Origin of the sequence: Paenibacillus sp. FSL K6-2862, from assembly GCF_038005125.1 — a bacterium.
Lineage (GTDB): Bacteria > Bacillota > Bacilli > Paenibacillales > Paenibacillaceae > Paenibacillus > Paenibacillus illinoisensis_A.
The window spans coordinates 1,976,041-1,999,281 of the sequence record NZ_JBBOSN010000001.1 but is presented as its reverse complement, the minus strand read 5'-3'; the positions used below and the strand labels follow the sequence as shown (position 1 = coordinate 1,999,281).

General features: G+C 46.8%; 21 protein-coding genes. 6 read left to right on the top strand and 15 right to left on the bottom strand.

Annotation, left to right across the window (positions count from 1 at the left end; all coding sequences use genetic code 11):
* The first annotated feature begins 179 nt into the window (after window positions 1–179).
* Window positions 180–755: a hypothetical protein gene (locus MHB82_RS09345; protein ID WP_095359045.1), complete on the top strand. Its 576-nt coding sequence runs from the start codon at window positions 180–182 to the stop codon at window positions 753–755.
* 138 nt (window positions 756–893) lie between these two features.
* Here MHB82_RS09345 and MHB82_RS09340 read toward each other — a convergent pair whose 3' ends face one another.
* Window positions 894–1,280, bottom strand: coding sequence for a DUF423 domain-containing protein (locus tag MHB82_RS09340; protein ID WP_110821058.1), 387 nt, complete (start codon window positions 1,278–1,280; stop codon window positions 894–896).
* A 281-nt stretch (window positions 1,281–1,561) separates the two neighbouring features.
* On the opposite strand from MHB82_RS09340, the gene MHB82_RS09335 reads away from it, so the two are divergent.
* Complete coding sequence (locus MHB82_RS09335) at window positions 1,562–1,996, top strand: hypothetical protein (RefSeq protein ID WP_341174516.1); 435 nt, start codon at window positions 1,562–1,564, stop codon at window positions 1,994–1,996.
* Between the two features lie 52 nt (window positions 1,997–2,048).
* Window positions 2,049–2,897, top strand: coding sequence for a DegV family protein (locus tag MHB82_RS09330; protein WP_341174515.1), 849 nt, complete (start codon window positions 2,049–2,051; stop codon window positions 2,895–2,897).
* A 101-nt stretch (window positions 2,898–2,998) separates the two neighbouring features.
* On the opposite strand, the gene pdaA is transcribed toward MHB82_RS09330, so the two are convergent.
* Window positions 2,999–3,781, bottom strand: coding sequence for a delta-lactam-biosynthetic de-N-acetylase (gene pdaA, locus MHB82_RS09325; protein WP_095359049.1), 783 nt, complete (start codon window positions 3,779–3,781; stop codon window positions 2,999–3,001).
* A 120-nt stretch (window positions 3,782–3,901) separates the two neighbouring features.
* A complete protein-coding gene (locus MHB82_RS09320; RefSeq protein ID WP_095359050.1) occupies window positions 3,902–4,300 on the bottom strand; it encodes a hypothetical protein in 399 nt (132 codons plus the stop codon).
* Between the two features lie 148 nt (window positions 4,301–4,448).
* Here MHB82_RS09320 and cysC point away from each other — a divergent pair, with 148 nt between their 5' ends.
* The gene (cysC, locus tag MHB82_RS09315; RefSeq protein WP_095359051.1) at window positions 4,449–5,084 is read left to right on the top strand and encodes an adenylyl-sulfate kinase; all 636 of its coding nucleotides are present in this window, start codon (window positions 4,449–4,451) and stop codon (window positions 5,082–5,084) included.
* Window positions 5,085–5,188: 104 nt separating this feature from the next.
* Here cysC and MHB82_RS09310 read toward each other — a convergent pair whose 3' ends face one another.
* The 9 genes from MHB82_RS09310 to MHB82_RS09270 all read right to left on the bottom strand — a co-directional run bounded on the left by MHB82_RS09310 (window position 5,189) and on the right by MHB82_RS09270 (window position 15,178).
* Window positions 5,189–7,024 carry an ABC transporter ATP-binding protein gene (locus MHB82_RS09310; protein ID WP_176476028.1) on the bottom strand — a complete coding sequence of 612 codons (1,836 nt, stop codon included), beginning with the start codon at window positions 7,022–7,024 and terminating at the stop codon, window positions 5,189–5,191.
* Between the two features lie 6 nt (window positions 7,025–7,030).
* The gene (locus tag MHB82_RS09305) at window positions 7,031–8,221 is read right to left on the bottom strand and encodes a nucleotidyltransferase domain-containing protein (RefSeq protein WP_341174514.1); all 1,191 of its coding nucleotides are present in this window, start codon (window positions 8,219–8,221) and stop codon (window positions 7,031–7,033) included.
* Window positions 8,211–8,693 (bottom strand): lasso peptide biosynthesis B2 protein, encoded by a 483-nt coding sequence (locus MHB82_RS09300; protein ID WP_341174513.1) that lies wholly within the window; start codon window positions 8,691–8,693, stop codon window positions 8,211–8,213. Before MHB82_RS09300 ends, MHB82_RS09305 begins: the two co-directional genes overlap by 11 nt.
* A gap of 4 nt (window positions 8,694–8,697) precedes the next feature.
* Window positions 8,698–8,997, bottom strand: a complete 300-nt coding sequence (locus MHB82_RS09295; RefSeq protein WP_341174512.1) for a lasso peptide biosynthesis PqqD family chaperone — start codon at window positions 8,995–8,997, stop codon at window positions 8,698–8,700.
* Window positions 8,994–9,938, bottom strand: coding sequence for an HPr kinase/phosphorylase (locus tag MHB82_RS09290; RefSeq protein WP_110821066.1), 945 nt, complete (start codon window positions 9,936–9,938; stop codon window positions 8,994–8,996). The genes MHB82_RS09295 and MHB82_RS09290 overlap by 4 nt, the downstream gene beginning before the upstream one ends.
* 137 nt (window positions 9,939–10,075) lie before the next feature.
* On the bottom strand, window positions 10,076–10,207 hold the full coding sequence (locus MHB82_RS09285; protein WP_110821067.1) for a paeninodin family lasso peptide: 132 nt from the start codon (window positions 10,205–10,207) through the stop codon (window positions 10,076–10,078).
* A gap of 55 nt (window positions 10,208–10,262) precedes the next feature.
* On the bottom strand, window positions 10,263–12,200 hold the full coding sequence (locus MHB82_RS09280; RefSeq protein ID WP_341174511.1) for an asparagine synthase-related protein: 1,938 nt from the start codon (window positions 12,198–12,200) through the stop codon (window positions 10,263–10,265).
* Window positions 12,197–13,468 carry a sulfotransferase family protein gene (locus tag MHB82_RS09275; protein ID WP_445671226.1) on the bottom strand — a complete coding sequence of 424 codons (1,272 nt, stop codon included), beginning with the start codon at window positions 13,466–13,468 and terminating at the stop codon, window positions 12,197–12,199. Before MHB82_RS09275 ends, MHB82_RS09280 begins: the two co-directional genes overlap by 4 nt.
* A 378-nt stretch (window positions 13,469–13,846) precedes the next feature.
* Complete coding sequence (locus MHB82_RS09270; RefSeq protein ID WP_341176613.1) at window positions 13,847–15,178, bottom strand: MFS transporter; 1,332 nt, start codon at window positions 15,176–15,178, stop codon at window positions 13,847–13,849.
* 260 nt (window positions 15,179–15,438) lie between these two features.
* On the opposite strand from MHB82_RS09270, the gene yhbH reads away from it, so the two are divergent.
* Window positions 15,439–16,605 (top strand): sporulation protein YhbH, encoded by a 1,167-nt coding sequence (yhbH, locus tag MHB82_RS09265; protein WP_095288248.1) that lies wholly within the window; start codon window positions 15,439–15,441, stop codon window positions 16,603–16,605.
* A complete protein-coding gene (locus MHB82_RS09260; RefSeq protein WP_341174509.1) occupies window positions 16,602–18,038 on the top strand; it encodes a SpoVR family protein in 1,437 nt (478 codons plus the stop codon). Before yhbH ends, MHB82_RS09260 begins: the two co-directional genes overlap by 4 nt.
* Window positions 18,039–18,124: 86 nt before the next feature.
* On the opposite strand, the gene MHB82_RS09255 is transcribed toward MHB82_RS09260, so the two are convergent.
* The 3 genes from MHB82_RS09255 to MHB82_RS09245 all read right to left on the bottom strand — a co-directional run bounded on the left by MHB82_RS09255 (window position 18,125) and on the right by MHB82_RS09245 (window position 23,101).
* Entirely contained in the window at window positions 18,125–20,605 is a 2,481-nt protein-coding gene (locus MHB82_RS09255) for an EAL domain-containing protein (protein WP_341174508.1), read from the bottom strand.
* Between the two features lie 356 nt (window positions 20,606–20,961).
* A complete protein-coding gene (locus MHB82_RS09250; protein ID WP_095359062.1) occupies window positions 20,962–21,966 on the bottom strand; it encodes a LacI family DNA-binding transcriptional regulator in 1,005 nt (334 codons plus the stop codon).
* 130 nt (window positions 21,967–22,096) lie between these two features.
* Window positions 22,097–23,101, bottom strand: a complete 1,005-nt coding sequence (locus MHB82_RS09245; RefSeq protein WP_110821074.1) for a globin-coupled sensor protein — start codon at window positions 23,099–23,101, stop codon at window positions 22,097–22,099.
* Window positions 23,102–23,241: the final 140 nt, after the last annotated feature.

The window sequence follows — 23,241 nt, the reverse complement described above, 5'->3', positions numbered from 1 at the left end:
ACATCCCATAAAATTAAATAGATGCAGAATATGTATCTAGCCCAATAAAAACTGTATCAGCACCGTAGTGCTGCTTGTTATTTTCTGCTTCTCTAGTACTATGATTATTGCCACATTAATGATATAGTGAATTGAAGCGTATTTATCGACTGACATATCTACAAACGGGGCTGGGATGAATGAAGGAAACCTTATCCAACGGAGAAGAAGTTGGCTTTTTATTTAATGTCGACATTCTTATCAAAAGCCGCTCGAATGCCTTGGCGCTACAGTCCCTGTTGGAGCTCATGAACAAAGAGGAACAAATTGCGGACTTTCGCATTCAGTCTGGCTTAGAGCTTGGCAAGATTATTGAAGCAACGATCCAGTCCAGGAAAGATTCGATCACCTCCCTTCACCACGAACGGAAAAAATCTCAATTGAGCGGACTGAAAACAGCTCCATCGAATCAATCAACAAATTCATCAAACTCGGCAAAACCACAAGACCAAAAGGAAACGGTTTCTTCTCAGAATGCAGCTGCACCAGAGTCGGCCAATTCTTCTCTGGGAAATTCCTTTGATGAATGGATTGATACCCTCATTAAGGAAAACCGGCTTACACGAATTGTGGTCAACAACAAGAACGGCAAACATCAGAGTATTCCATGCCGCATTTTGAATTTTGATCGGGATAACAGCATTGTAAGTGTCTACCATGTAGATGAAAAACAGGTCTACACCTTCCGTACGAATGAAATTGACGAGTTTTTGTAGATCCATTACGAACGCAAACCAAAAAAGCAGCTTACGTGGAAATTTCACATTATTCCCGTAAGTTGCTTTTTCCATTCTCATGTAAGCTGATTCCTGACTTCTCACGGACAATTGACCAGTTGGGTAGTCACACCCTAGTTAGGAGCGCTCTTTCCCTCGTTGCCACACATCTAAGGCAAATAACAGCCATCCAGCAATAAAAGCAATTCCACCAATAGGTGTAATGGCACCTAAAACTTTGATGCCCGTAATACTAAGTACATACAAGCTGCCGGAGAACACAATAATACCGATAAACAACAGACGCGCTGCCCATTTTAGCTTGGAGGACATCCCAAGTTGACCAGCTGTTAACCCAACAATCAACAGGGCCAGGGCATGAATCATGTGATACTGCACTCCGGTTTCATATACGGCAATCGCATCTGCGCCGATTTTTTCCTTAAGCATATGGGCACCGAACGCACCAATCGCTACAGACAGCATTGTCATCACGGCTCCAACTGTCATCCATACTCGTTGCATTTCACTTCTCTCCCCTTATGTCATGTCACACTAATGTTTATTTTAGCGAATCTCTGAGCTGTTTACCAGTTCAGTGGGATGTTATGAGCTTCCATACATATGGCGTTGAGATGTGGATCGAAAGGTTGGTCTGATGGGGCATAAAGTAAAGAGAAACCTTGATTTTTATCGGTAGTTGTGGAAAAGTAAAAGGGTCTGTACTCCTGTAACCATCAGGAGAATCACCATGCTTAAATGAGGTTAATAACAATCAATAACGAGTAGGGAGGGAAAAGATATTAATGGAACATCAAAATACGTATGAACAAGCCGGCAGTAATGATCCTTTTACGACCAATCCGGCAGATCCAACAGATCCCGTACTGAACAAAACGAAACATTCAGGTCCGGGTATCGCAAGTTTTGTCATTGGACTGGTAGCCCTCTTGGGTTTTATTATGACCTTCTTCCTCGCCACCATAGCACTTAGCAGTGCCCTTGGGACGATAACACAGCCTGTGCAGGTTGAGGAAATTGCTTTGCATCCAGCTGTATTGATGGCATCCTTGTTTATCCTGGTTTGCCTTGTTCTAAATCTGGCCGGTCTTATTCTCGGAGTCATCGGTCTTGTGCTTAAAAATCGTAAAAAGGTATTTCCCATTATCGGTACAATCCTTAACGGTATCATGATCCTTACATTTGCAGGACTCATTCTGGCAGGCATTTATATGACGTAAAACAACCAGACCACACCATTTAGCCAAATTCTCGTATCCAAAGGAGATTGACATGTCAAGAATCAAGATTTTTGCAGATAGCACAAGTGATCTGAATCCAAACTGGATTAAGACTCACGATATCGGGATTATTCCGTTGTACGTTGTGTTCGGTGATGAATCGCTGAAGGATGGTGTTGAAATCATACCTGAACAGCTGTATGAGCGCGTAAGTAAAGACGGACGACTGCCCAAAACGGCTGCTCCATCCCCCGCTGATTTCATAAAGGCTTTTCAACCATACATAGAACAAGGGGACGACATCCTGTATATTAGTTTGTCTTCTGAGCTATCATCCACTTATCAAAATGCACTGCTGGCAAGTTCAGAGTTTCCCGAAGGCCGCATCTCTGTTGTGGACTCACTCAATCTTTCCTCGGGAATTGGACTGCTTGTCATGAAGGCAGTGCATGCTGCGCAGAAAGGTCAGAGCCTGAAAGAAATCACTCATTTGGTTGAAGCAGTGAAGCCCAATGTACGGACTGAATTTGTGATTGATACTTTGGAATATCTGCACAAGGGTGGACGCTGTTCAGGCATGCAAAACCTGATCGGAAGCCTTCTCAAGATTCGCCCGGTCATTCGGGTAACAGATGGCAAGATGTCACCAGCCTACAAAGTCCGTGGAAAAAGGGAAAAGGCGCTGGACCAAATGCTGCAAAATACACTCAGCGAAAAGCAGCGGATCGACACAGACCTCATCATTGTTGTACATACCATGGCTGAAGAGGATGCACTTGAGCTGCAGAAATCCCTGCAGGATCAAACTGGTGGACGAGTTGAATTAACTACAGCAGGATGTGTAATCTGCAGCCATTGCGGACCCAAAACAATAGGTATCATCTATAACACGGTTCTGTAAAAAAAGCAATAAACGTTGACGTTGGTTAAACGACGATAACCAGCGCATAAAGGGCATCCTGGCTGTACTCAGCCAAGGATGCCCTTTATAGTACTCCTATATTAATAACTTTTTGTTTTCAAGTCATTCAAGCTCTTGAACGCATATCCTTGTTTCCGTGCTTCATCTATGATCGAACCCAGTGCCTCTGTGTTATCTTTGGAGACTGAATGCAGGAGAATAACAGCGCCAGGATGTAATTGTTTGAGCACCTGTTGTCGTGCATAGTCAGCTCCGCGCTGTACATTGACATCCCAGTCCTTGTAAGCCAGTGACCAGAATACATTGATGTACCCCTGAGCATGGCTCTCCGCAAGCGTACGGTTATTGAAAATACCACGCGGCGGACGCAAAAAAGTGGCTTGCTGGCCGGTTAAACGATTCACTTCCGCCTTGACCTGTTCAAGCTCTGTTTTCAGCTTTTCGTTGGATACCCGGGTCATATCCGGATGGCTCCAGGAATGGTTGCCAACAATATGTCCCTCAGCAGCCATGCGCTTTACCAATTCCGGCTGATCCTTCAGATAATGACCAGTGACGAAAAATGCGGCAGGAACTTTCTTATCACGCAGCACATCCAGAATGGCAGGTGTAAATCCATTCTCATATCCGTTATCAAACGTGAGATACAATTCTTTTTGTTTGGTATCCCCCAAAAAGATCGCTTCATTGTTTTCCAGGATCGACTTAAAACCCTCCTGGTCAATAGAGGGCAGCTGCCCGTTTTGGCTTCTCTTGAAGCCAAAGTGATATGCTCCGGTAACGGGCGATGCTTCGGTGTGCACCGGAAAAATGCTGAACGCCGATAAGGCAGTCAACAGCATATATAAAACCAGTCGCTTCATTTTCAACCGCTCCTGTTCCTGAATAATGGGTTGTCGCTTCCTATCACGAGCCCCTACAGGTAATATGCCACCGGAACAGCGAATGTATGTACCTTTTCCTTGACACTTGCCATGACCGCATTAGAATCGTTTGTTGCTTTGTTCGGGTTGATGCAGCAACTCAATTAATGTTTGCGGCTTACCGCTGGAGGACAACCATTCCCTGACCGTTTCGATCGCCTTCGTTTGCCCGTCACCACGATCACGCCAGGTCAGCAGTTCGATCACCTTAATAATAAGTGCCGACATGCTGTCGTAGTCCATCTCTGAACGATCTGCCCGCATCTTATGATATAACGCCTCTTGCTCCCAATCGAGCAATATTTCTTCACCAATCGTGGGTTTCATTAAGGTGTAAGCCCTATTACACCCGGAGCATCGTACGGTACTTACCTGTTGTGCAGCAAAACTCACAAGAATGTCATGCTCACAGTCCGCACATTGAAAGCTAACCTGTATTTTCTGTATTTTTTCGTTCATATTGCTCTTCCTCCTGCTATGGGTGTACTACTTCTATACCCGAAAATGATGAAGTTCACGCTAAACCTCAGATCATTAAAGATCGTGCTATATTCTTGTAAATATGTTAAAATATATTACATATCATGAGTTGGAGAGGCGGATTTCCATGTCGAAGGAAGAGCGCAATATTACTTGGCAGCAATCGAGTTTAAGCAGGCATGCACGGGAATTACATAACGGCCATCGCAGCCGTGCGTTGTGGTTTACCGGATTATCCGGTGCTGGTAAATCCTCACTTGCATTTGCCTTGGAACAACATCTGCATGGCCGAGGCGTTCGCTGTTATGTACTTGATGGAGACAATGTGCGTCATGGGCTCAATCGCGATCTTGGTTTTACATCGGAAGATCGACAAGAGAATTTACGCCGTATTGGTGAAGTGGCCAAATTGATGGTGGACGCCGGATTACTCGTTCTTTCAGCCTTTATTTCTCCTCATGCACAGGATCGGGAAATGGTCAGACAATTATTTGAGCCTGAAGATTTTATTGAAATTTATGTGCAGTGTTCCATCGAAGAATGTGAAAGGCGCGATCCAAAAGGGTTGTACAAAAAAGCTCGCAGCGGGAATATCCCCCATTTTACAGGAATCTCAGCACCTTATGATGTTCCAGAGGATCCTTCACTGATTATTGATACGGAACAACTGTCCTTGGACGAAGCCATTCACAAGATTGTGCAGTACCTGGAATTAACAGGAGCACTTCAGCTTCCTCTCGCTCCTACTACCAGTCAGATTTAATCCGCATACGTATGGATTCAGGTTATGGACCCATTATAGACAAAAGGCACAGTGACGACCCTGTGCCTTTTTGGAGTGTGCGTGAGTATGATTTTATCCATCGATTACTGGCCTACAACACCGGCCTGCATATTCAACAACTTGCTGAAGGTTCCCACAGGGTCAGTGGATAATTGTTGGTACCCTCCCTGCTGAATTACTCGGCCGTCCTCCAGTACAATCACCCGATCCGCTGTGCGAATCGTGGACAAACGATGGGCAATTACGATTATGGTAACATGTCCTTTGAGTCGTTCAAGTGCCCCATGAATGTGCTGCTCGTTCTCACTGTCCAGCGCACTTGTGGCTTCATCCAAAATGAGTACAGACGGATTGCGCAGCATCGCTCTTGCCAGGACAAGACGCTGGCGTTCCCCTCCGGATAACCGAATCCCACGATCTCCAATCATCGTATCCAATCCGTGAGGAAGTTTGCGGACAAATGCTGCTGAGGAGGAAAACTGCAAGGCTTGCCACATCTGTTCCTCACTTGCGTTAGGGTCAACCAGTCGCAGGTTCTCACGAATGCTTGTATGGAACAGAAATGGATCCTGGGACACATATCCAATAGAACTTCTCCACGCCAATAACTGCTCCTCAGACAGTGGAACACCATCGATGAGAATTTGCCCACTTTCTGGACGGACCAGCCCCATAATGAGATCAATCAAGGTACTCTTTCCAGCACCTGATTTACCCACAATGGCTGTCATCCCTTTCGCAGGAATGGATGCACTAACATTTTCGAGCGAATAAGCTGAACTGCCCTCATAACGGTAATTGACATTTATACATTCGATGGATCGCATAAGTTCAAGCGGCTGAATCGGATGAATTTCTTTTTCGATATTCCGGTTTGAAGCTCTTGTATCTGTGGTAGAACTACTAATTTCACGACTTAAATTGGTTTCAGCCTGCAGCTTTCTGACGAGCTGAAAGGCGGGCAGCATGGAGCTAATATACTCCAGATTGGACTGAATGGATGTAAACCTAGGCCATAGCCTGGAGAAAATGAGAATGATCAGCAGTAAACTCGCCGGAGGTACAGCAAGAACACGCAGTGACAGGTAGATGAAGGCAGCAATAATAACAGCAGAGGATACGCGGTGAATGAGCTGTGTTCCACTGTTCAACTGGCTGAATTGAATGACATTTCGCTCGATGCGTTTACATATTTTTTCAAACCATCCGATATGCGACTCCTCAAGCATGTTGCTCTTGATATCCTTGATACCGTTAAAATGCTCTGTAATACCATTATAATAGTGCTGGGATAGCTCGGATGTCTGATCACCGATTTGCTTGGCCCGCTGCACGAACTTCTTGAGCACGAAGAACAACAGAAGTCCAAAGACGAGTACAATCGCAGTTAACTTCGCAGATAGCCAAAAAGCGAGCCCAATCTGAATAGCTGTAAAAATCAAGGACGCAGCCATTTGCAGGATCAGATTCGTGCCTTGACTGACTCGTGCAAGTTCTGTCGTTAATATATGGTTGAAATCGGATTTTCGTTTTTGGAGAAAAAAGGACCATTTGGCCATAATAATGGCCCGGTACGTTTCCTGTCGCAAAGTTCTTATAAATTGCTGTTGAATTCGGGTATTTCGAATCGTCTGCATACGTTGAAGCCAGGCCTGTCCGGAGAGGATAACCACGAAAATGCTCAATATCAACACTAATTGACTGTTCTCGGAAAGACGACCTAACCATTCGGACAGCCAAGATAACTGTAAACCGGTTGTACCCATCTCAAATATACCGATCAAACTTAACATCGGGACTAGCATATAGATGCCAATTCCCTCCATCAAACTAATGCAGATCATGCCTAGTAAGTTCCAATAGAGAATGGGTCCTGTTACATCACGAAGCTTGCGCATATAAAATCGAAGTTCTGAAATCATTCGTTAACCCCTTTCCGTCATCGCGTTCCTTTTCATTCGCCGCCAGAACCAGAGGAAAGGACGTAACGGAAAATACAGAAAGTGCAAAGAGCGCGGAAGCGGCATTTGTTCCACATCCCAGGTACTTGGATATAATCGTTCAATGAAGAAAAACATTTTCTGCCTGGTACTTCTCAGTGCAAACAGATAGGAGCGGTAACTACGTAAATTTTCCGGCGTGTCCAGCATATCATTCATAAATAACACACCATGTTTAGCCAGCCGTTCTCCTGCTCGTTCTTGAGAGGACATTAAGCTGCGATAATCAGCATCCAGTGGTGTGTTCATCAGCACGGATACAAGGCGAAGCGCTTGGGCACCAATAAAAAGCCGCCCTTCAGCTTTCAGGCGTCTGGTTAACAGGTTTACATCTACAGGCATGCTGCGAATCATCTGATCGATGTCCATTAGCCAGCGCAGTCTGAACCAGCCATGTCGGGCGCCGTGAGTTACCAGATATGCCCATAAGTCTTCTCTTTCCAGCATGCGGATCGGGGTTTGCGTGTACGTACTGAACCGACTGCGCTGCCACAGCAACTCAAAGTCCGTTTCTTTTCCGGAATCCGGATTTAGCCTCCAGTGGATTTCCACTTGAGTTTTTTTGAGAGGATGCTTGTAACAGATATGATGCTCCCGCCACTTCCAGCTCTGCACGGTTGGACGCCGTTTACCTTCCTTGGATACATAACCGAGCGTTTCCAAAATCTGTTCCGCAGACTCCACATCATCAAAAGGAATGAGAATGTCCAAATCCTTGGATGTTCTTAAGGATACATCTCCGTAGAGATCGTGGGCGAGTGCCGGTCCTTTTAACGTAATACTCCGAATTCCCTGTTCGTTGAAAGCTCCGCAGACCTGTTCCATCGCCGCGGTCAGATGCAGCATGCGAAACGTATTCGCCGTATATTCCTGCCTTAAACTCTCTACAACAGACGCAGGAATGAAGGGAGATTCTAATGTTTTGAGTTTCATATATAGGACCGAGTACAATCTGTGATGATAGACAAGTCGTAAAAAGAGCTTCCAGTCTATTCCTTCGGTTATAGCTTTGACTGCTTCCGGAGCAAGTCCGTGCAGCTCATCTTTCATGATTGTCAAAATGAGCTTGAGCTCCTGTGGAAACCCTTTTGTATAGTCATCAAATTCAGGATTCATAGACAAATTCTCCAGTTCCCTTCTCCGGACAACGCTTGCCAAACACGCCGACAACCGTATATTGGTCCATAGTATCTGCCCCGGTTACGATAATTTTTCCACTTCGCAGCCAGGCATGAGCCATCATTTGTCCTTGCTTACTGCGCGCAGTTCCCATGTACAGCGTACTCTCTATTTTGCGGCGTTCCAGCATCTTCATTGCAGCGATCGCCATGACTAGACAGCGGCTTTCCCATAATGTGTACTTGCTCGCCAGCAAAATGGCTTTGGAAACATGTCTAATCGCTATAATCTGATTTCGATTCAATCCGTTCATCGAGGTTTCATATTGTGCTGTGCCGAGCCCAGGGGCGATTTTGGCAAAAGGTCTGGCTTTGAGGATTCGTGCCCACCCCAAATGAATGTAAGCCTCCCATACCATCAGCCTGACTTCACGGGGCAATGAACGATAAGCTTTGATTTTGCGCAGCATCGTCTTAATCCTCGTGAACAACGTCGATTAATCCCTCACGGGACATGTGCTCAAGAAACGGAATGACTTGCGCATGACAGGTATCTGCATCAATCTCGTATTCGGTAGCCAGAACATCAACCAAGTCGGCGATTGTCCGTTCCTGTGACAGCAGTTCCCAGATGCGCCCGCCAGTACTGCCTAGATTGTAGTATTTTCCACTTTGGATACTCATCATGACCTTTTCTCCGCCCATATCACTGACAAGATTGCCTTCCTTCTGCTTCACACGATCTTTCCAATCGAATTGTTTTGTACTTTTCATTGTTCTGTGTGCACTCCTTTGCGTACATGATCTGTGATCCGTTCAACCATTTCAAATGCAGTAAAATCAGAACCTGACCTCGTCAATCTACAAATTTCTATGCTCGCTGATAATCTGGAAACAGTCTCGAACAGCCACTGTGCAAGGCCTTGTCTTGCGACAAGAGTACTTCGGAAGGTATGTGTACACAGCAGATGAAGTCTTTCCAGTCCGTGAACCTGCGTCAATTGAATGGGCTTTCTTACGTCATCCGGTTTGGGATTCAGCTCGAAAATGCCGGCGAGCGGGACAGCTCTCTCATGAAAATAATGTTTAACCGGTATCGCATACTTCGTTATCTCGGCATGCACGGTGGCATAATTCTCTTCTTTCATGCCAAACCCATCCAGGCTGGGCTGCCACAGCTTCTGCTGCGGATACCCTGGAGATACAATAGCTCTTCCTCCGGCATCCCAGGTTAGTGCAACGACGTCATCGGTCAGAAGCGGATACCCGCGTGAAGCCAGAGCCGCCGATAAAGTGGATTTCCCAGCACCTGAATGACCCACAAATGCATAAGCCCAGCCATCAATAACCACAGCACTTCCGTGTAGTGGCAGAATGCCCCGCTGCATCATGATGACAGCCATGCAAGTACCGAGAATAAACAATCGGACTTTTTTTTCATCAGCGTTCGGCTTAGGGTTAACGATAATTCTGCGTCCTTGCTCAATCAGAAAGATGCCTGTGTCTTCAATTCGAAAAAAAAGGCTGCCGTCACGAGATACGAAATTTTCATTCCCCACATTCCACGCTTCCCAAAGCGCGGTTAAATCGGCAGACTGGATATGTACGTCAATATCACCAGCATCCTGACTACTGTTCTGCACGATCTGGAGTTCTGGCATTTGAAATTGGCTTAGCCAACGCAATCCATATGCTTCATACTGCACAGGCAACAATGAATGACTCCTCCTTAGCAATGCTGAATGTAAAAAAGCCCTTATATTCATAGGAATCAAATATAAGGGCGGAGGCGAAAAGATGATGTTGTCTTTCCGCCCTTTAAGTATGATTGCTCTTCGTAAAACTTAATAACTTAGGAAGTTGGATCGTAGAGATCAGCATCGTGATCGGAGATCCAGTCGATTTGTCTGAATCCAGTTCCAGCCATAGTTTGGTTTACTTCCAACACTTCCAGTGCAGGTGCTTGCCATTCTTTCTTTTCCATTGTTGTCACCTCCTTTCAAGAGTCTACAGTGCTGCCTAGTATGTAATTCTAACGTTCAAAATTTGCGGATGAAGCGATATACGATCAGGCTGTGCATCATCAAACGCATATCGGGGTGAGAAGCAAGTTCAGGCCGCGGCTGCGGAATGTTTTTAAGTGCCAATTCTATCCGGTCGGTGTTTAATATGCCGGCTACACGACTATCAGAACAAAGCGTCTGCACTTCTGAGGTAAAAGCACCCCAATCAGGGATCATCCGGTGCAGCCAATCCGCGGGCTGTATGCCGCGAACACGTTGATTGAGTCTCACCTTATCAGGCAATTCAGGTGAAGTTGCACGCCGGATCAGGGAGCGATCTGTTCCCTTGCTGACATACTGTTCGATGGGTACCGACAGGCAAAACTGTATGACACGGGCATCACTGGTGGGGTCACGCTCCCATGCCCGGTAACGCAAGGAACATTTGGTAGCTACTGCTCCATTCTTGTTTGCTATGGCCAGATTGTTGAATTTCTCGGCTCTTACTTTCAGCGCATCTGCTCTAGCGCCTCCCTGAAGCATAACCAGTGATCCGAGTCTCTCCAGCACCCCGGTTCTGCTCGCAAATTCCGGATGTATAAGTTGGCTCGTCGCGACATTGGCTGCCCCCTTCGAGGCAGTATGAAAACGTTCCGGGTAGGCTTTTTGTGCGGTAATACGAGCAATTCTGGAAAATTTCATGCCTGTTCGCTGGGAATATTGCCTCATCTCCTGCAGCAAGCGGATCCATCGGCCGCGTTTCATGAGACTGGCGTAATAGTCCAGTGCAGGTCCCCAGGAAATGGTGAAATTCCCCCTGGCTCCTGTAAGGAGAACACCTGCATCCTGCTGGCTTGCCTTTTCGTAAAACCCTCGGATCCAGAATGAATTTTCGAAATACTTATAAGGCATTTCCATCATGTCCAGCCAGGTATCGATCTCACTAAAAGGACTTCTGCCCTCGAAATCAAGATAGTTCTCCGATATATTCCCGATATGATCCACTGTGGAGCGAATGAAAGGTCGTTCATCAGCGAGCAGCGTTTTGGAAGTATAATCCGTAAAATCAGACACAGGCACGTAACTGTACGCATTCAGCCTCTTCCCCTGACTGCGCAGGGAGCCAGAAGCAAAGCCGACAACAGCACCGGAATCCAGTCCACCACTTAAAGCAGCTGCTACCTGCCGATGGGTTCGTAAGCGAGCACTGACCGCCTGAGTGAACACATCACGAAATGCTTCAACGTATTCCCCATCGGATTTGAGAAGCAGCGGCTCTACTTCGTCCCAGCGATGATACTGCTTCAGTTCCACTTGGAGAGTGGCTGCTCGGAAGACCAGGGTATGAGCAGGAGGTAACTGGTTCACTCCACAATAAGCCGTCATGTGAATATCTGCCGAGCCATGCATTTCCGGGATGGCCAGAAATTCGGATAACCAGGTCTCATTCAAATCCTTGGTTACCCCTTCCAGATCAAGCAAAGGACCAATAAGTGTGCAAAATGAGAAACGTTTGCCGTCATGCCGATAATACAACGTCCTCATGCCGGTGATATCCCTCGCTGCAAACAATGTCCGCTTGCGGTCATCCCAGATTGCAAAAGCAAAGTCCCCAATCAGCTTGCTGGCTGCCTGTTCACCCCATTGCTGATAGGCTCGCAAGATCAGTTCACTGTCCGAGAGGACGGACAACTGGCTTCTGGAGATGAATAACTGATCAGCGAGCTGCTCCCGGTTATCCAAAATAGCATCCGCGGTTATCGTGAGACCACTGACCTCATCAACCAAAGGCAGCTTCTCATGGACTGACTCGGGTGTGATCCACTGAGCATGACAACTCAGGAATGCCTGGTTCCCTTTCCAAACCCCGGTTGTATCCGCCGGAATATGTCCGAGGCTCGCATACAGGCGCCAGCTATCTTCCCAAAACGCTTCCTGACCATCGGTATGAACAATTCCCGCTATGGCACTCATGACTTTCCTCCCCGAAGTAGCTTGCGCTGGGATGCCCACGCACTGATTTGGTTACCAAATGGAATCCAGGATTTAATTCGCTGAAGCTTGCTATGAGCAGAAGCCAGCTGCTTCTTCAATCGTTCCTGCTCACTGTATCCTCGCTCCAAGCGGTTATCTGCTGCACGAAGTGCTGCTTCCAATTGTCTGATTGTGGCAAGCGCAGCTAAGGTTGGATCTGTATCGGACTCCGTACGGTGGGCTGCTCTGTGTATCTCATCTCTCGTCGTACTTATGGATGAGGATCCCTGTATGCTGTAATGTGCTTGCCATCTGCAACCCGTTGCTTCCGTAAACTGATGGCCAAGTCGTTCAATGACTTCCTGATCCGGGGCTGCTTCATAACGGACTCCTGTCCATTGTTCCGCCTCTTGCAGCTGCTCAGAGTAACCCATACGATGGAACACGTCTGCCCCCAGAACACGGCAATAGGTTTCGACTTCAGAAGTATTCAATATACTTTTCCAGTTGTTAACAGAATTTTTGTGTGCTTCTTGATGCGTGGACAAGAACGGGTCCCCGACCCCCATACTGTAGAACATGTTGGATTTCGAACTGTCTACATGAAGGCCATATTGCTCCATGCCCTCTTCATATCCAACGCCGAGAAACTCACACAACTTTTCGACTTCTTCTTTAGGCTTGGAGACCAGCTGTTCATAACGAAGCTCATATGCATTTGCATGCTTTACTGCGAAATAATCATTTAAGCGAAGCAAGCCGAGTGTAAGATCAACGGCTTTCATATTCAGATGTGGGCTTGTTAAACTGCTGACCAGATCAAACCCTTCTCCTTGGTTACGATTAACTTTCTTGTAGGAAGCAGCGATGGAGAGTGGATTACGCTGAAGGTGGATACGCTTGGACTCTGGAAAAAGTCGATCCAGCCATTCGAGCATATAATAATAACGCGGAGATTTATCGACAACGAAATCTGCTGCATTCCCCTGCAGAAATCCGTTATATATTTCAAGGGCAAAACTCCTGCATGCCTTTTCATATACATCATCTGAGACCATGGAACTATAAAATTGATGAATAATGGGGCTTCCTCCGTAAGGACGAGCATCCGCTTTCGACAGATCCACCAGATTCATCAGAAACCACATTTCCTGTGTTGCAAATATGCGGCTGTGGTTCTGCAGCATGACGGTGGATAGTGAGCTTCCACTACGAGGGACACAGAGTAAAAAGACAAGTCCGTTACCTTGAACATCTACCACCGGCATCCCCTCCTCTGTCCGAATATAATGAGCATGCAGTTGGTCATCGAATTCTCATCCTTTTTTCTGAAGAAACAGAAGATGTACAATTCCAATTCTATGATGTTTCGACAGCTTTCAGATACGTTTTGTATTCATAGTTTTACTCTATGATACAAAATGTATCATGTCAATCTTTTATTTTCACTTTTTCATAATTTCCTTTTCCGTTCACTCTTTTCCCTCCCACCAACAACTCAGCACTCCATACTTAATCCACTCTCCCTACGAAATATGACTGTGCACAAACATGAAAAAACTCCGAATCTGTTTCTGATAAACAGTTCCGGAGCAGCTATTTTTTTATTATCTCTTTTCAAAAAAAGGGTTGTGTTCTATTATCCACTATGCCTTAGCATTCACTCCAGAAGAAGGGGCAATGGATTCCAAAATACGGCTGTCTTCCCGATCTGCCTCAAGTGCGTCGTTCATGCCTTGCTTCACTTTAACTGTCATTAGAACGGCCATACCTGCAAGGAAGAAAAAGAGCAGGGAAAGAATGCCCCACCTGCTTGAACCCGTAATCTGGCCCACCCAGCCAAAAACAAACGGGCCGAAAATGGATGAAAATTTGCCGGTGATGTTAACAAAGCCAAAATACTCCCCTGTTCTGCCTGAAGGCATCAGGTTGCTAAATAATGAACGGGCAGTCGATTGACTGACACCTTGCACTACGCCAACGAGCCCGGCAAGCAAGTAGAAATGGATAGCTTCTGTCATGAAATATCCGAGGATGACAATACACACGTAGATGGACAGACTCAACATCAATATCTGCTTCGCCCCCAAACGCTGTGCCCATGCGCCAAGCAGCAAGGTGCATGGGAAACCGATAAATTGGGTGAGCAGCAGCGCAAGCATCAGATCGGCTGTCCCGATGCCAATACTCGTCCCATAGATCGTCGCCATTAGAATGATCGTATTGATCCCGTCATTAAAAAACCAAAAAGCCACCAGCATTCGAATCAGCTGGGGAAAACGAAGCATTTGGCGAAAGGTTTGGCGCATTCTGCGTATGCCCACCTCTGCGTATCCCTTCCACGATTCAGGCATATCCGGTGCCGCAGGACGGCGGGGAGCATAACGGAACAGCGGGATGGAGAATAACAGCCACCAGAGCGCTACGGAAATAAAGGCAAGTCGGGTACCTGCCAGTGTACTTCCCATCCCGAACCAACCAGGCTGCTGGATCATGAGCATGTTGACAGCCAGCAGTAATCCACCGCCAATGTAACCATACGCATACCCTTTGGATGAGATCATATCCCTGCGTTCCGCAGAAACGAGATCAGGCAGCATAGCATCATAGAAAGTATTCCCGCCAGCAAATCCAATGGTCGAGATCACAAGCAAGGCGGAGGCCAGCAACCAGTCCCCTTCCCCAACCGTGCTGAAGCCCAGTGTTGCAATCATTCCCGTGATAGCAAAGACGCGCAGAAAATCCCCTTTACGGCCAGACAGATCCGACAACGCTCCCAGCAGCGGGGTTAACAAGGCCACACATAACATCCCTACCGAGTGCGTATAGGCCAGGTAAGATGCGGCTGTGCCTTCATCCAGTGTTGCCGCAGCTACCGAAGCATAGAAAACCGGAAGAACGGCGGCCAGTACTGTGGTCGCGTATGCAGAATTGGCCCAGTCGTACATAATCCAAGCTTTAACGGCCCGTTTATCCAAGTAGAATCCTTCCTTTTCATGCATTCCTGAGAGAATGCCAATTCAACGCCTGTCCCTATTTTAAAGGAAGTTTGTCATACTTGTTCATCGTTTCTGTAAAAAGTTCGAGCTGCATCAAGCATTTTGAGCGGTGATCGAAATCGCAGTCGCGTAAATTGTATCATTTTATCTCCTCTCGCATCACATATCGTCCCCGCCGGTGAATATACTTAATTACCGACAGGCCAAACTGTGCCGCGTAATTAATGGGGGGTGCCTACATGTCAAATTCACACCAGCCTTACTCGTTCGTCGTATCCCGGGAAGATTGGTCGCTTCACCGCAAAGGGTACCAGGACCAGCAGCGCCATCAGCAAAAGGTTAAGGATGTCATTAAGCAAAATCTGCCTGATCTGATTACGGAAGAAAACATTATCATGTCCGATGGACAACAAATCATCAAGGTACCGATCCGCAGTCTGGATGAGTACCGTTTTGTGTATAACTACCAAAAGCAAAAACACGTCGGTCAAGGCGACGGTGACAGTCAGGTCGGGGATGTCATCGGTCGTGATCCTGCCTCCCAAAAACCGGGCAAAGGCGAAAAAGCCGGAGATCAGCCTGGTCATGATATCGTAGAAGCCGAAGTCAGCATTGAAGAACTGGAAGATATGCTGTTCTCTGAACTTGAGCTTCCGGATCTGAAGCAGAAAGACAAGGATCAGATTGAAACACATACCGTGGTATTCAATGATATCCGCAAAAAAGGCATGCAGTCCAACATTGACAAGAAACGAACCATTCTTGAAAACCTCCGGCGCAATGCCACAACCGGAAATCCCGGTATTCATCATATCAGTCCGGATGATCTGCGTTACAAGACATGGGAAGACAAAATTATTCCGCAGTCCAACGCCGTCATTATCGCCATGATGGATACTTCCGGGTCCATGGGTTCTTTTGAAAAGTACTGCGCTCGCAGCTTCTTCTTCTGGATGACCCGTTTTCTGCGCCGCCAATACGAGAAGGTTGAAATTGTGTTCCTGGCTCACCATACGGAAGCCAAAGAAGTGACGGAAGAGGAATTTTTCACACGCGGCGAGAGCGGAGGAACGATCTGCTCCTCTGTATATATGAAGGCTCTTGATATCATCGATCGGCGTTACCCTCCTTCCAGCTACAACATCTATCCGTTTCATTTCTCAGATGGGGATAATCTTACCTCGGATAACGAACGCTGCGTGAAACTGATTGGTGAGCTAATGAAGCGCAGCAACATGTTTGGATATGGAGAGGTCAATCAATATAACCGCAGCAGTACATTAATGTCGGCTTATCGACATATTAAGATGGATCAGTTTATGTACTATGTGATCAAAGAAAAAGGCGAAGTGTACAAAGCTTTGCGCAGCTTTTTCCAGAAACGGGAAGGAGGCAGCGTAAGATGACAGATGAAATCCGCGACCTTGAATACGCCATTGCCGAGATTATGGAAATTGCCGATGGATTCGGCCTGGATTATTATCCGATGCGTTATGAGATCTGCCCGGCAGACATCATATATACCTTCGGAGCCTACGGGATGCCAACCCGGTTCAGTCACTGGAGCTTTGGGAAAACCTTTCACAAGATGAAAATGCAGTATGATTTTGGCCTCAGTAAAATTTATGAGCTCGTCATTAACTCCAACCCTTGCTATGCCTTCCTGCTGGATGGCAATTCCCTGATTCAGAACAAGTTGATTGTGGCCCACGTGCTCGCGCACTGTGACTTCTTCAAAAACAATGCCCGTTTCTCCAAATCGAACCGCAATATGGTCGAAAGCATGGCCGCTACGGCGGACCGGATCAGCAACTACGAAATGGAGTACGGAACCGAAGCTGTTGAGTCATTTATCGATGCCGTTATCGCCATTCAAGAACATGTAGACCCTCAACTCATCAAACCACGTCATTTGGACAAACAACGTTATATGGAGATGAAAATGCGGGAGCAGCGTGGTGTGAAGACCCCACGTCCAGAAGGACGATATGACGACTTATGGTCGCTTGACGATATGCAGAAAGAGGAAGCTCCACCCGAAGGAATACAGGTTCACCACTTCCCTCCCGAGCCAGAAAAGGACATCATGTGGTTTATTCAGGAGTTCTCGGAAGTGCTGACAGATTGGCAGCGGGATATTATGAGTATGATGCGTGAAGAGATGCTCTACTTCTGGCCTCAGATGGAAACCAAGATCATGAACGAAGGCTGGGCTTCCTACTGGCATCAACGCATTATACGCGAGCTCGACCTGAGCAGTGAAGACACGATCGAATTTGCAAAATTGAATTCTTCCGTGGTGCAGCCGTCCAAACAAAGTTTGAATCCATACTACTTGGGGCTTAAAATTTTTGAAGATATTGAACGCCGCTGGGATCATCCGTCCAAGGAAGAACAGGAGCGCTTTGGCCGCAAACCCGGTCAGGGCCGTGCCAAAATGTTTGAGGTTCGCGAATTCGATTCTGACACCTCTTTCATCCGAAATTACATGACGAAGCAGCTGACTGAAGATCTGGATCTCTATGTATTCGAGAAAAAAGGCCCAGACTGGAAAATCACCGACAAGTCCTGGGAAAACATACGTGATCAACTTGTATTCTCTCGTATTAACGGAGGCTCTCCGTATCTGGTCGTTCAGGACGCCGATTACCTGCGAACAGGTGAACTTGTGCTGAAGCACCAGTATGAAGGCATTGAGCTGGACCTGAAGTATATGGAGCGCACCCTCCCTTACCTGTACCGGCTCTGGGGGCGAACGGTGCATGTCGAGACACGCGTCGAGGATAAACCGATTTGGTTTACGTATGACGGCAAGAAGCACCATCGCAAATTTATGTAAGTTTCTTCTATATAAATGGAGACAAAAAAAGCGGCAAGTCCCTGACAGATGGCGGGGACTTGCCGCTTGGCATGTTTTAAGTTTACTTATCCATGAATGATCGGATTTCCCTGCAGGCGCAGTGGAACAAAGAAATCATGCTCCACTTCACTTGCTGGCAACGGGCGGCTGAAGTAGTATCCCTGGATTTCCCTGCACTCGTTCTGCATCAGGATATCCAGCTGTCCTTTGGTCTCAATGCCTTCCGCAATAACATCCATCTTCAGATTCTGTGCCATGGTGATAATCGTCGCCACAATCGCCTGGTCACTCTGATTCTCGGTGATGTCTGTAACAAACGAACGGTCGATCTTCAGCTTATGAATCGGAAAATGCTTCAGGTAACTCAGCGAGCTGTACCCTGTACCGAAATCATCCAGGCTAATCTTGACTCCGAGGGAAGTAAGCTGATTCAGTATGCCTGTTGAGACTGAAGCATCCATCATCATGCTTTCCGTAATTTCAAGTTCCAGGTAGCGGGCTTCCAGCCCTGTTTCCTCCAGAGCAAGCTTCACCTGCTCCACGAGGTTGGACTGATGAAATTGCTGGCTGGACAGGTTTACCGATACCGGAATTAATGGACCACCGCTAGCGTGCCATTGTTTCATCTGCCTGCAAGCTTCCCTCAGCGTCCAGTTCCCAATGTCATAAATGATACCCGTTTCCTCTGCAATGGGAATGAACACATTTGGTGACAAAATCCCCTTGTGTGGATGCTTCCAGCGAATCAGAGCTTCCACACCAATCATCCGGCTATCCGCCGTGCGAATCTGCGGCTGGTAATACAGGAGCAATTCATTGCGTTCGAGCGCTTTGCGCAGATATCCCTCCAGCTCAATACGCTCATACAATTCCGAATCCAGTTGTGTAGTATAGAACTGAAATCCGTTTTTGCCATTTTTCTTGACTTCATACATGGCAGTGTCCGCATGCTTCAACAGGGTATCCACTTCCGTTCCATGCTCCGGGTACATGGCAATTCCGATACTGGCTGTAACGTAAAAATCATTCTCTTTTAACCGGTACGGCAATTGGATAGCTTCAACAATTTGTTCAGCCAGGCTGGCCACACGCTCCTCATTCCCCTGTTCATTCATGACGACCAGTGTGAATTCATCACCACCCATTCGGGCCAGCATCACGTTATCCATCCCTTTAGGATCGGATGCACGGATTGCCTTAAGAATTCGGTCGCTGACCTCCCTAAGAAAAACATCTCCAATGGAATGCCCCAGCGAATCATTGATCATTTTGAAACGGTCAATATCCATCACCATCACGGCAAACGCATGATTGGATATTTCGGAAACTGCAATCGTTTCAGCCAGCACCTCATCCAGTTTACGTCTGTTCGGCAGGCCAGTAAGCGGATCATGTGTGGCCTGATGACGAATCATCTCCTGAGCCTGCTTCTCCTCGGTGATATCCTTGATTAGAATATGGCTGCCAACATCTGTACCTTCGATCAAAACAGGTACAACGCTAATGCTTAAATCCAAATGCTGTCCATCCATCCCTTTCATACTTGCCGTATAATAACGCTGTTCAAGGCTTGCACCCGATAAATCCACACTTTGAAGCTCATCGGAACTCCAGTGGATATCAATATGCTTCGATATTTCATCCAGAGAGCGATGAATGACTAATCGCTCCGGATATCCGGTAATCCGCGTAACTGCAGCATTTAATCCTTTGACAATTCCCTCATTGTTTACCGATAGAATGGCGTCTGAATGGTTCTCATAGAGCGCTTGGTACCACTGCTCATTTTCACGAATGCGCTGATCTTTCATGGACATTCGTTGATTGATATAAATGCCAAAGAGTGTCAGTCCAAGGGTAAGGAACGTACCTGCTGCAACCAGGTATGCCAGTAGCCCCGGTTCAATCTGCATCATGGAATTTACCATCTGGGCATGCGAATGCTGATGAAACTGCGCAGCGGACATCCCTGTGTAATGCATACCTGTGATTCCCAGCCCCATAATGAGCCCACTGCCCAATTTGTAAACCCAAGTGAACCGTGTCCGGTGCTGGCTCAAATAAAACATAAGCCATAGGGCTGCAAAGGAGGCACCTGCTGCGATCAGTACAGAAGTAAATACCATGTCTGCCTCGTAACTGATTGGAACGGACATGGCAGCCATACCCACATAGTGCATGCTGGTGATGCCCGCAGTCATGAGCAGACCGGCAGCAACAATCTGGCGCACATTGCCCGATTTCCTGCCTGCAATGTGTAACCCAATCCCTGATGCAGCAACTGCGAGCAGGACGGACAGGACAACTTTGTCCATGGAATAGGAGACATGCATGGGAAGAACAAAAGCCAGCATGCCCACAAAATGCATGGACCAGATGCCAAGTCCCATGGACATGGCACCACAAGCAAGCCATACCCTTCTGGATATTCCTTTCGCCAAGCTTACCCGGCCAGCAAGGTCAAGTGCAGCATATGATGCTAGAGCAGCAATAATGTAAGATAAAACAACCAGTTCCAAGTTATACGTTCCATGTAGGTGTTCCACGATGTCTTTCCTTTCAACCGGGAAGTATCTTGTATGAAGGCATAATGTAAAAAAGAAGGCAGTGCACTGTCCGGGTGACAGGCACTCCCTTCGTTTCATTTTGACTCGTGACCACCAGCTTGCATAGCACAGCAGCCATACATCAGAAACCCGTTAATAGTGATGTATATAGTCTAAACGTCCTAATGACGAAAATCAACACTTTTTTCCAGTATTAAGGAACATGAATATACATTGTTAAACTTCAAAAAATGAAGCGATTTTGACGTGAAGATTCCTTACGGCCTCTATGTATTCCACTCTCGTTTTACATACCCAATAAGCACAGCCAGCAGCTGTGCTTACTTCGTGGACCGTTACCCTTTGACAGGTGCAGTGGTCTGCCGGACAACCAGATTGGACGGCTCCGTAATAACCGGCGGAGAATAATCCGGATTTTCAATCATCGCAATCAGATACTCAATCGACTTGATGCCGATCGAATAGATGTTTTGATTAATCGTGGTTAACCCCGGTTTAAATACCTGAGCGTAATACGTATTGTCGAAGCCAACGACTGAAATGTCTTCAGGCACGCTTAGACCGTGTTTCTCAATCTCATGAATCGCACCGAATGCGGCCATGTCTGAAGCGCAGACGATCCCTGTTGGTTGATCCTTCAATGCCAGCAATCGCCGTGCAGCCTTGCTTCCCTCTTCAAAGGAGTAGTCACATACCTCCAGATACACGGTTGAATACGGAATACCGCACTCGCGCAATCCTTCACGGTAGCCTTCCAACCGAAGATTGGCTACGGCGGGGCCGAGTGTGCCCGAGATATAGGCAATCTTGCGATGACCCAACTCATGCAGATGCTTAACACTCATTGCAATCGCATTGGAATTATCCGTAGTAATATATCCGGCCCGTTTGCCAAACAAATCTGTATCAATAAACATGGTCGGAATCTCAGCTTGAACCAATTCCTCGATACTTTTGTTGTCTCTTCCTTCTCCGAACACAACAACGCCATCCACATTCCGGCTGCGGCAATGTTTGATAAACGAGTATCCCGGATCGTCGAACCGTGTGGACAAACGGACAAGATCATAACCGCTATTCTCTAGTGCTGTCTTGATCCCTTCCAGCAATTCCGAAACAAACGGATTGGTAAAAGGAACTGTGAGCAGCACCCCTACCGTCCATGAACGGCGTTTTACAAGTCCGCGTGCCACCACATTCGGTTGATATTTCAATAGTTCAATGGCTATATTGACTTTTTTGCGAGTTTTGTCACTTACATCGGGATAATCGTTCAGCACTTTGGAAACGGTTGCAACAGATACGCCCGCTTCTTTGGCCACATCATGGATAGAAGCCACCTGATCACCTCAACCTCTTTCAAATCCCCTGTCTCCGGCTGCAATTACTATGACATTCGGCAGGTTTGTCTACCCATTATAGCTTAAAACAGCCAGAAACGGTATCGCAGGATCTTGGGGTACTAACAGCCTATATTTGCCTGTCCAGTTTTCTCAGATCCAGTGCGAGTTTCTCCATCGTGGTTGCAAATACCGCAAGTTCCTCCGAACGTGAAGCTTGGCGTCTCGCTCCTTGAGATGTGTGCTGCGACTCTTGTTGTACACTTCCAAGCTTCCTCATAATCTGTTCGAGATTCGCCTGGATTTTTCCCTGTGCCTCACGGGAATTGGCGGCAAGCTTCCGGACTTCACTTGCAACAACTTCGAACCCCCGCCCGAATTCGCCTGCATGTGCAGCTTCGATGGCTGCATTCAGGCCGACCAGATGACTTTGCTCTGAAATTTCACGAATGAGTTCTCCCATCTTGCCAATCTGATGGATCTCATCTGTTAATGCCTCCAGCAATTCATGGGCTTGATCCTGCGAGGCAGCGGTTTCTCTCGCGACGTCCGAGATAGCCTGGGCATTTTCGTTCAATTCACAGATCATTCCCGTCAGTTGCTGGGTAATCTGCGTAACGGCCGTCAGAGTATGCTCCTGTTCTGCAGCAAGCTGGTGCAGCTTTTCCTTTTCCTTCTTCTCATAAGCTTCAAGGACAAGCTGGGCGTCGAGATTAAACATTTTGCTCAGCGCCTGAATCACACGATGCCACGAATCAGGGATGACTTGCTGAAATATGCTTGTTGCAATATCGAGATAAACCATATATGTCCCCAGATAATAATCTTCAGATAATCCAATGCGTGAATGTACCAATCCAATCGCAATACGCTGTTCAATATAAGCCTCGTCCACTATGCCATCCGTCATGGACAGCCAGTACATTTGCTGCGTTTCTTTCAATCGTTCAATGGAAGAAAACCGTGTAATCATCTCTGCGAGTTCAGGATAACCTCCGACATGATTATAGAAGTGATCCACCACATCATGTACAACCTTCTGGAATACCGGCCTGTGGTCGGCAAGCAATTGCAGATCCGCTCTGGTGAGTCCAATATAATCGAGTTGCTTTTGTCTTGCTGCAGTAATACTCATAACTAGTTCCGTCAACTCCTTAATAACTACTAAAAAACACCAATTTGTAAAATTACTGTACCGATTATAGACTAAATGACCTAAATTTACATATACCATTAGAACTAATTTGTCATGAATTTAACTTCTGGTGTCAGTTT

Bases quoted from the DNA above. Each gene is read 5' to 3' on its own strand.
- yhbH (WP_095288248.1), top strand. From the start codon at position 15,439: ATGTCAAATTCACACCAGCCTTACTCGTTCGTCGTATCCCGGGAAGAT.
- pdaA (WP_095359049.1), bottom strand. From the start codon at position 3,781: ATGAAGCGACTGGTTTTATATATGCTGTTGACTGCCTTATCGGCGTTC.
- MHB82_RS09335 (WP_341174516.1), top strand. From the start codon at position 1,562: ATGGAACATCAAAATACGTATGAACAAGCCGGCAGTAATGATCCTTTT.
- MHB82_RS09340 (WP_110821058.1), bottom strand. From the start codon at position 1,280: ATGCAACGAGTATGGATGACAGTTGGAGCCGTGATGACAATGCTGTCT.
- MHB82_RS09260 (WP_341174509.1), top strand. From the start codon at position 16,602: ATGACAGATGAAATCCGCGACCTTGAATACGCCATTGCCGAGATTATG.
- MHB82_RS09285 (WP_110821067.1), bottom strand. From the start codon at position 10,207: ATGGAAAAGAAAGAATGGCAAGCACCTGCACTGGAAGTGTTGGAAGTA.
- MHB82_RS09280 (WP_341174511.1), bottom strand. From the start codon at position 12,200: ATGAGTGCCATAGCGGGAATTGTTCATACCGATGGTCAGGAAGCGTTT.
- MHB82_RS09330 (WP_341174515.1), top strand. From the start codon at position 2,049: ATGTCAAGAATCAAGATTTTTGCAGATAGCACAAGTGATCTGAATCCA.
- cysC (WP_095359051.1), top strand. From the start codon at position 4,449: ATGTCGAAGGAAGAGCGCAATATTACTTGGCAGCAATCGAGTTTAAGC.
- MHB82_RS09295 (WP_341174512.1), bottom strand. From the start codon at position 8,997: ATGAAAAGTACAAAACAATTCGATTGGAAAGATCGTGTGAAGCAGAAG.
- MHB82_RS09300 (WP_341174513.1), bottom strand. From the start codon at position 8,693: ATGCTGCGCAAAATCAAAGCTTATCGTTCATTGCCCCGTGAAGTCAGG.
- MHB82_RS09275 (WP_445671226.1), bottom strand. From the start codon at position 13,468: ATGCCGGTGGTAGATGTTCAAGGTAACGGACTTGTCTTTTTACTCTGT.
- MHB82_RS09345 (WP_095359045.1), top strand. From the start codon at position 180: ATGAAGGAAACCTTATCCAACGGAGAAGAAGTTGGCTTTTTATTTAAT.
- MHB82_RS09305 (WP_341174514.1), bottom strand. From the start codon at position 8,221: ATGAATCCTGAATTTGATGACTATACAAAAGGGTTTCCACAGGAGCTC.
- MHB82_RS09320 (WP_095359050.1), bottom strand. From the start codon at position 4,300: ATGAACGAAAAAATACAGAAAATACAGGTTAGCTTTCAATGTGCGGAC.
- MHB82_RS09245 (WP_110821074.1), bottom strand. From the start codon at position 23,101: ATGAGTATTACTGCAGCAAGACAAAAGCAACTCGATTATATTGGACTC.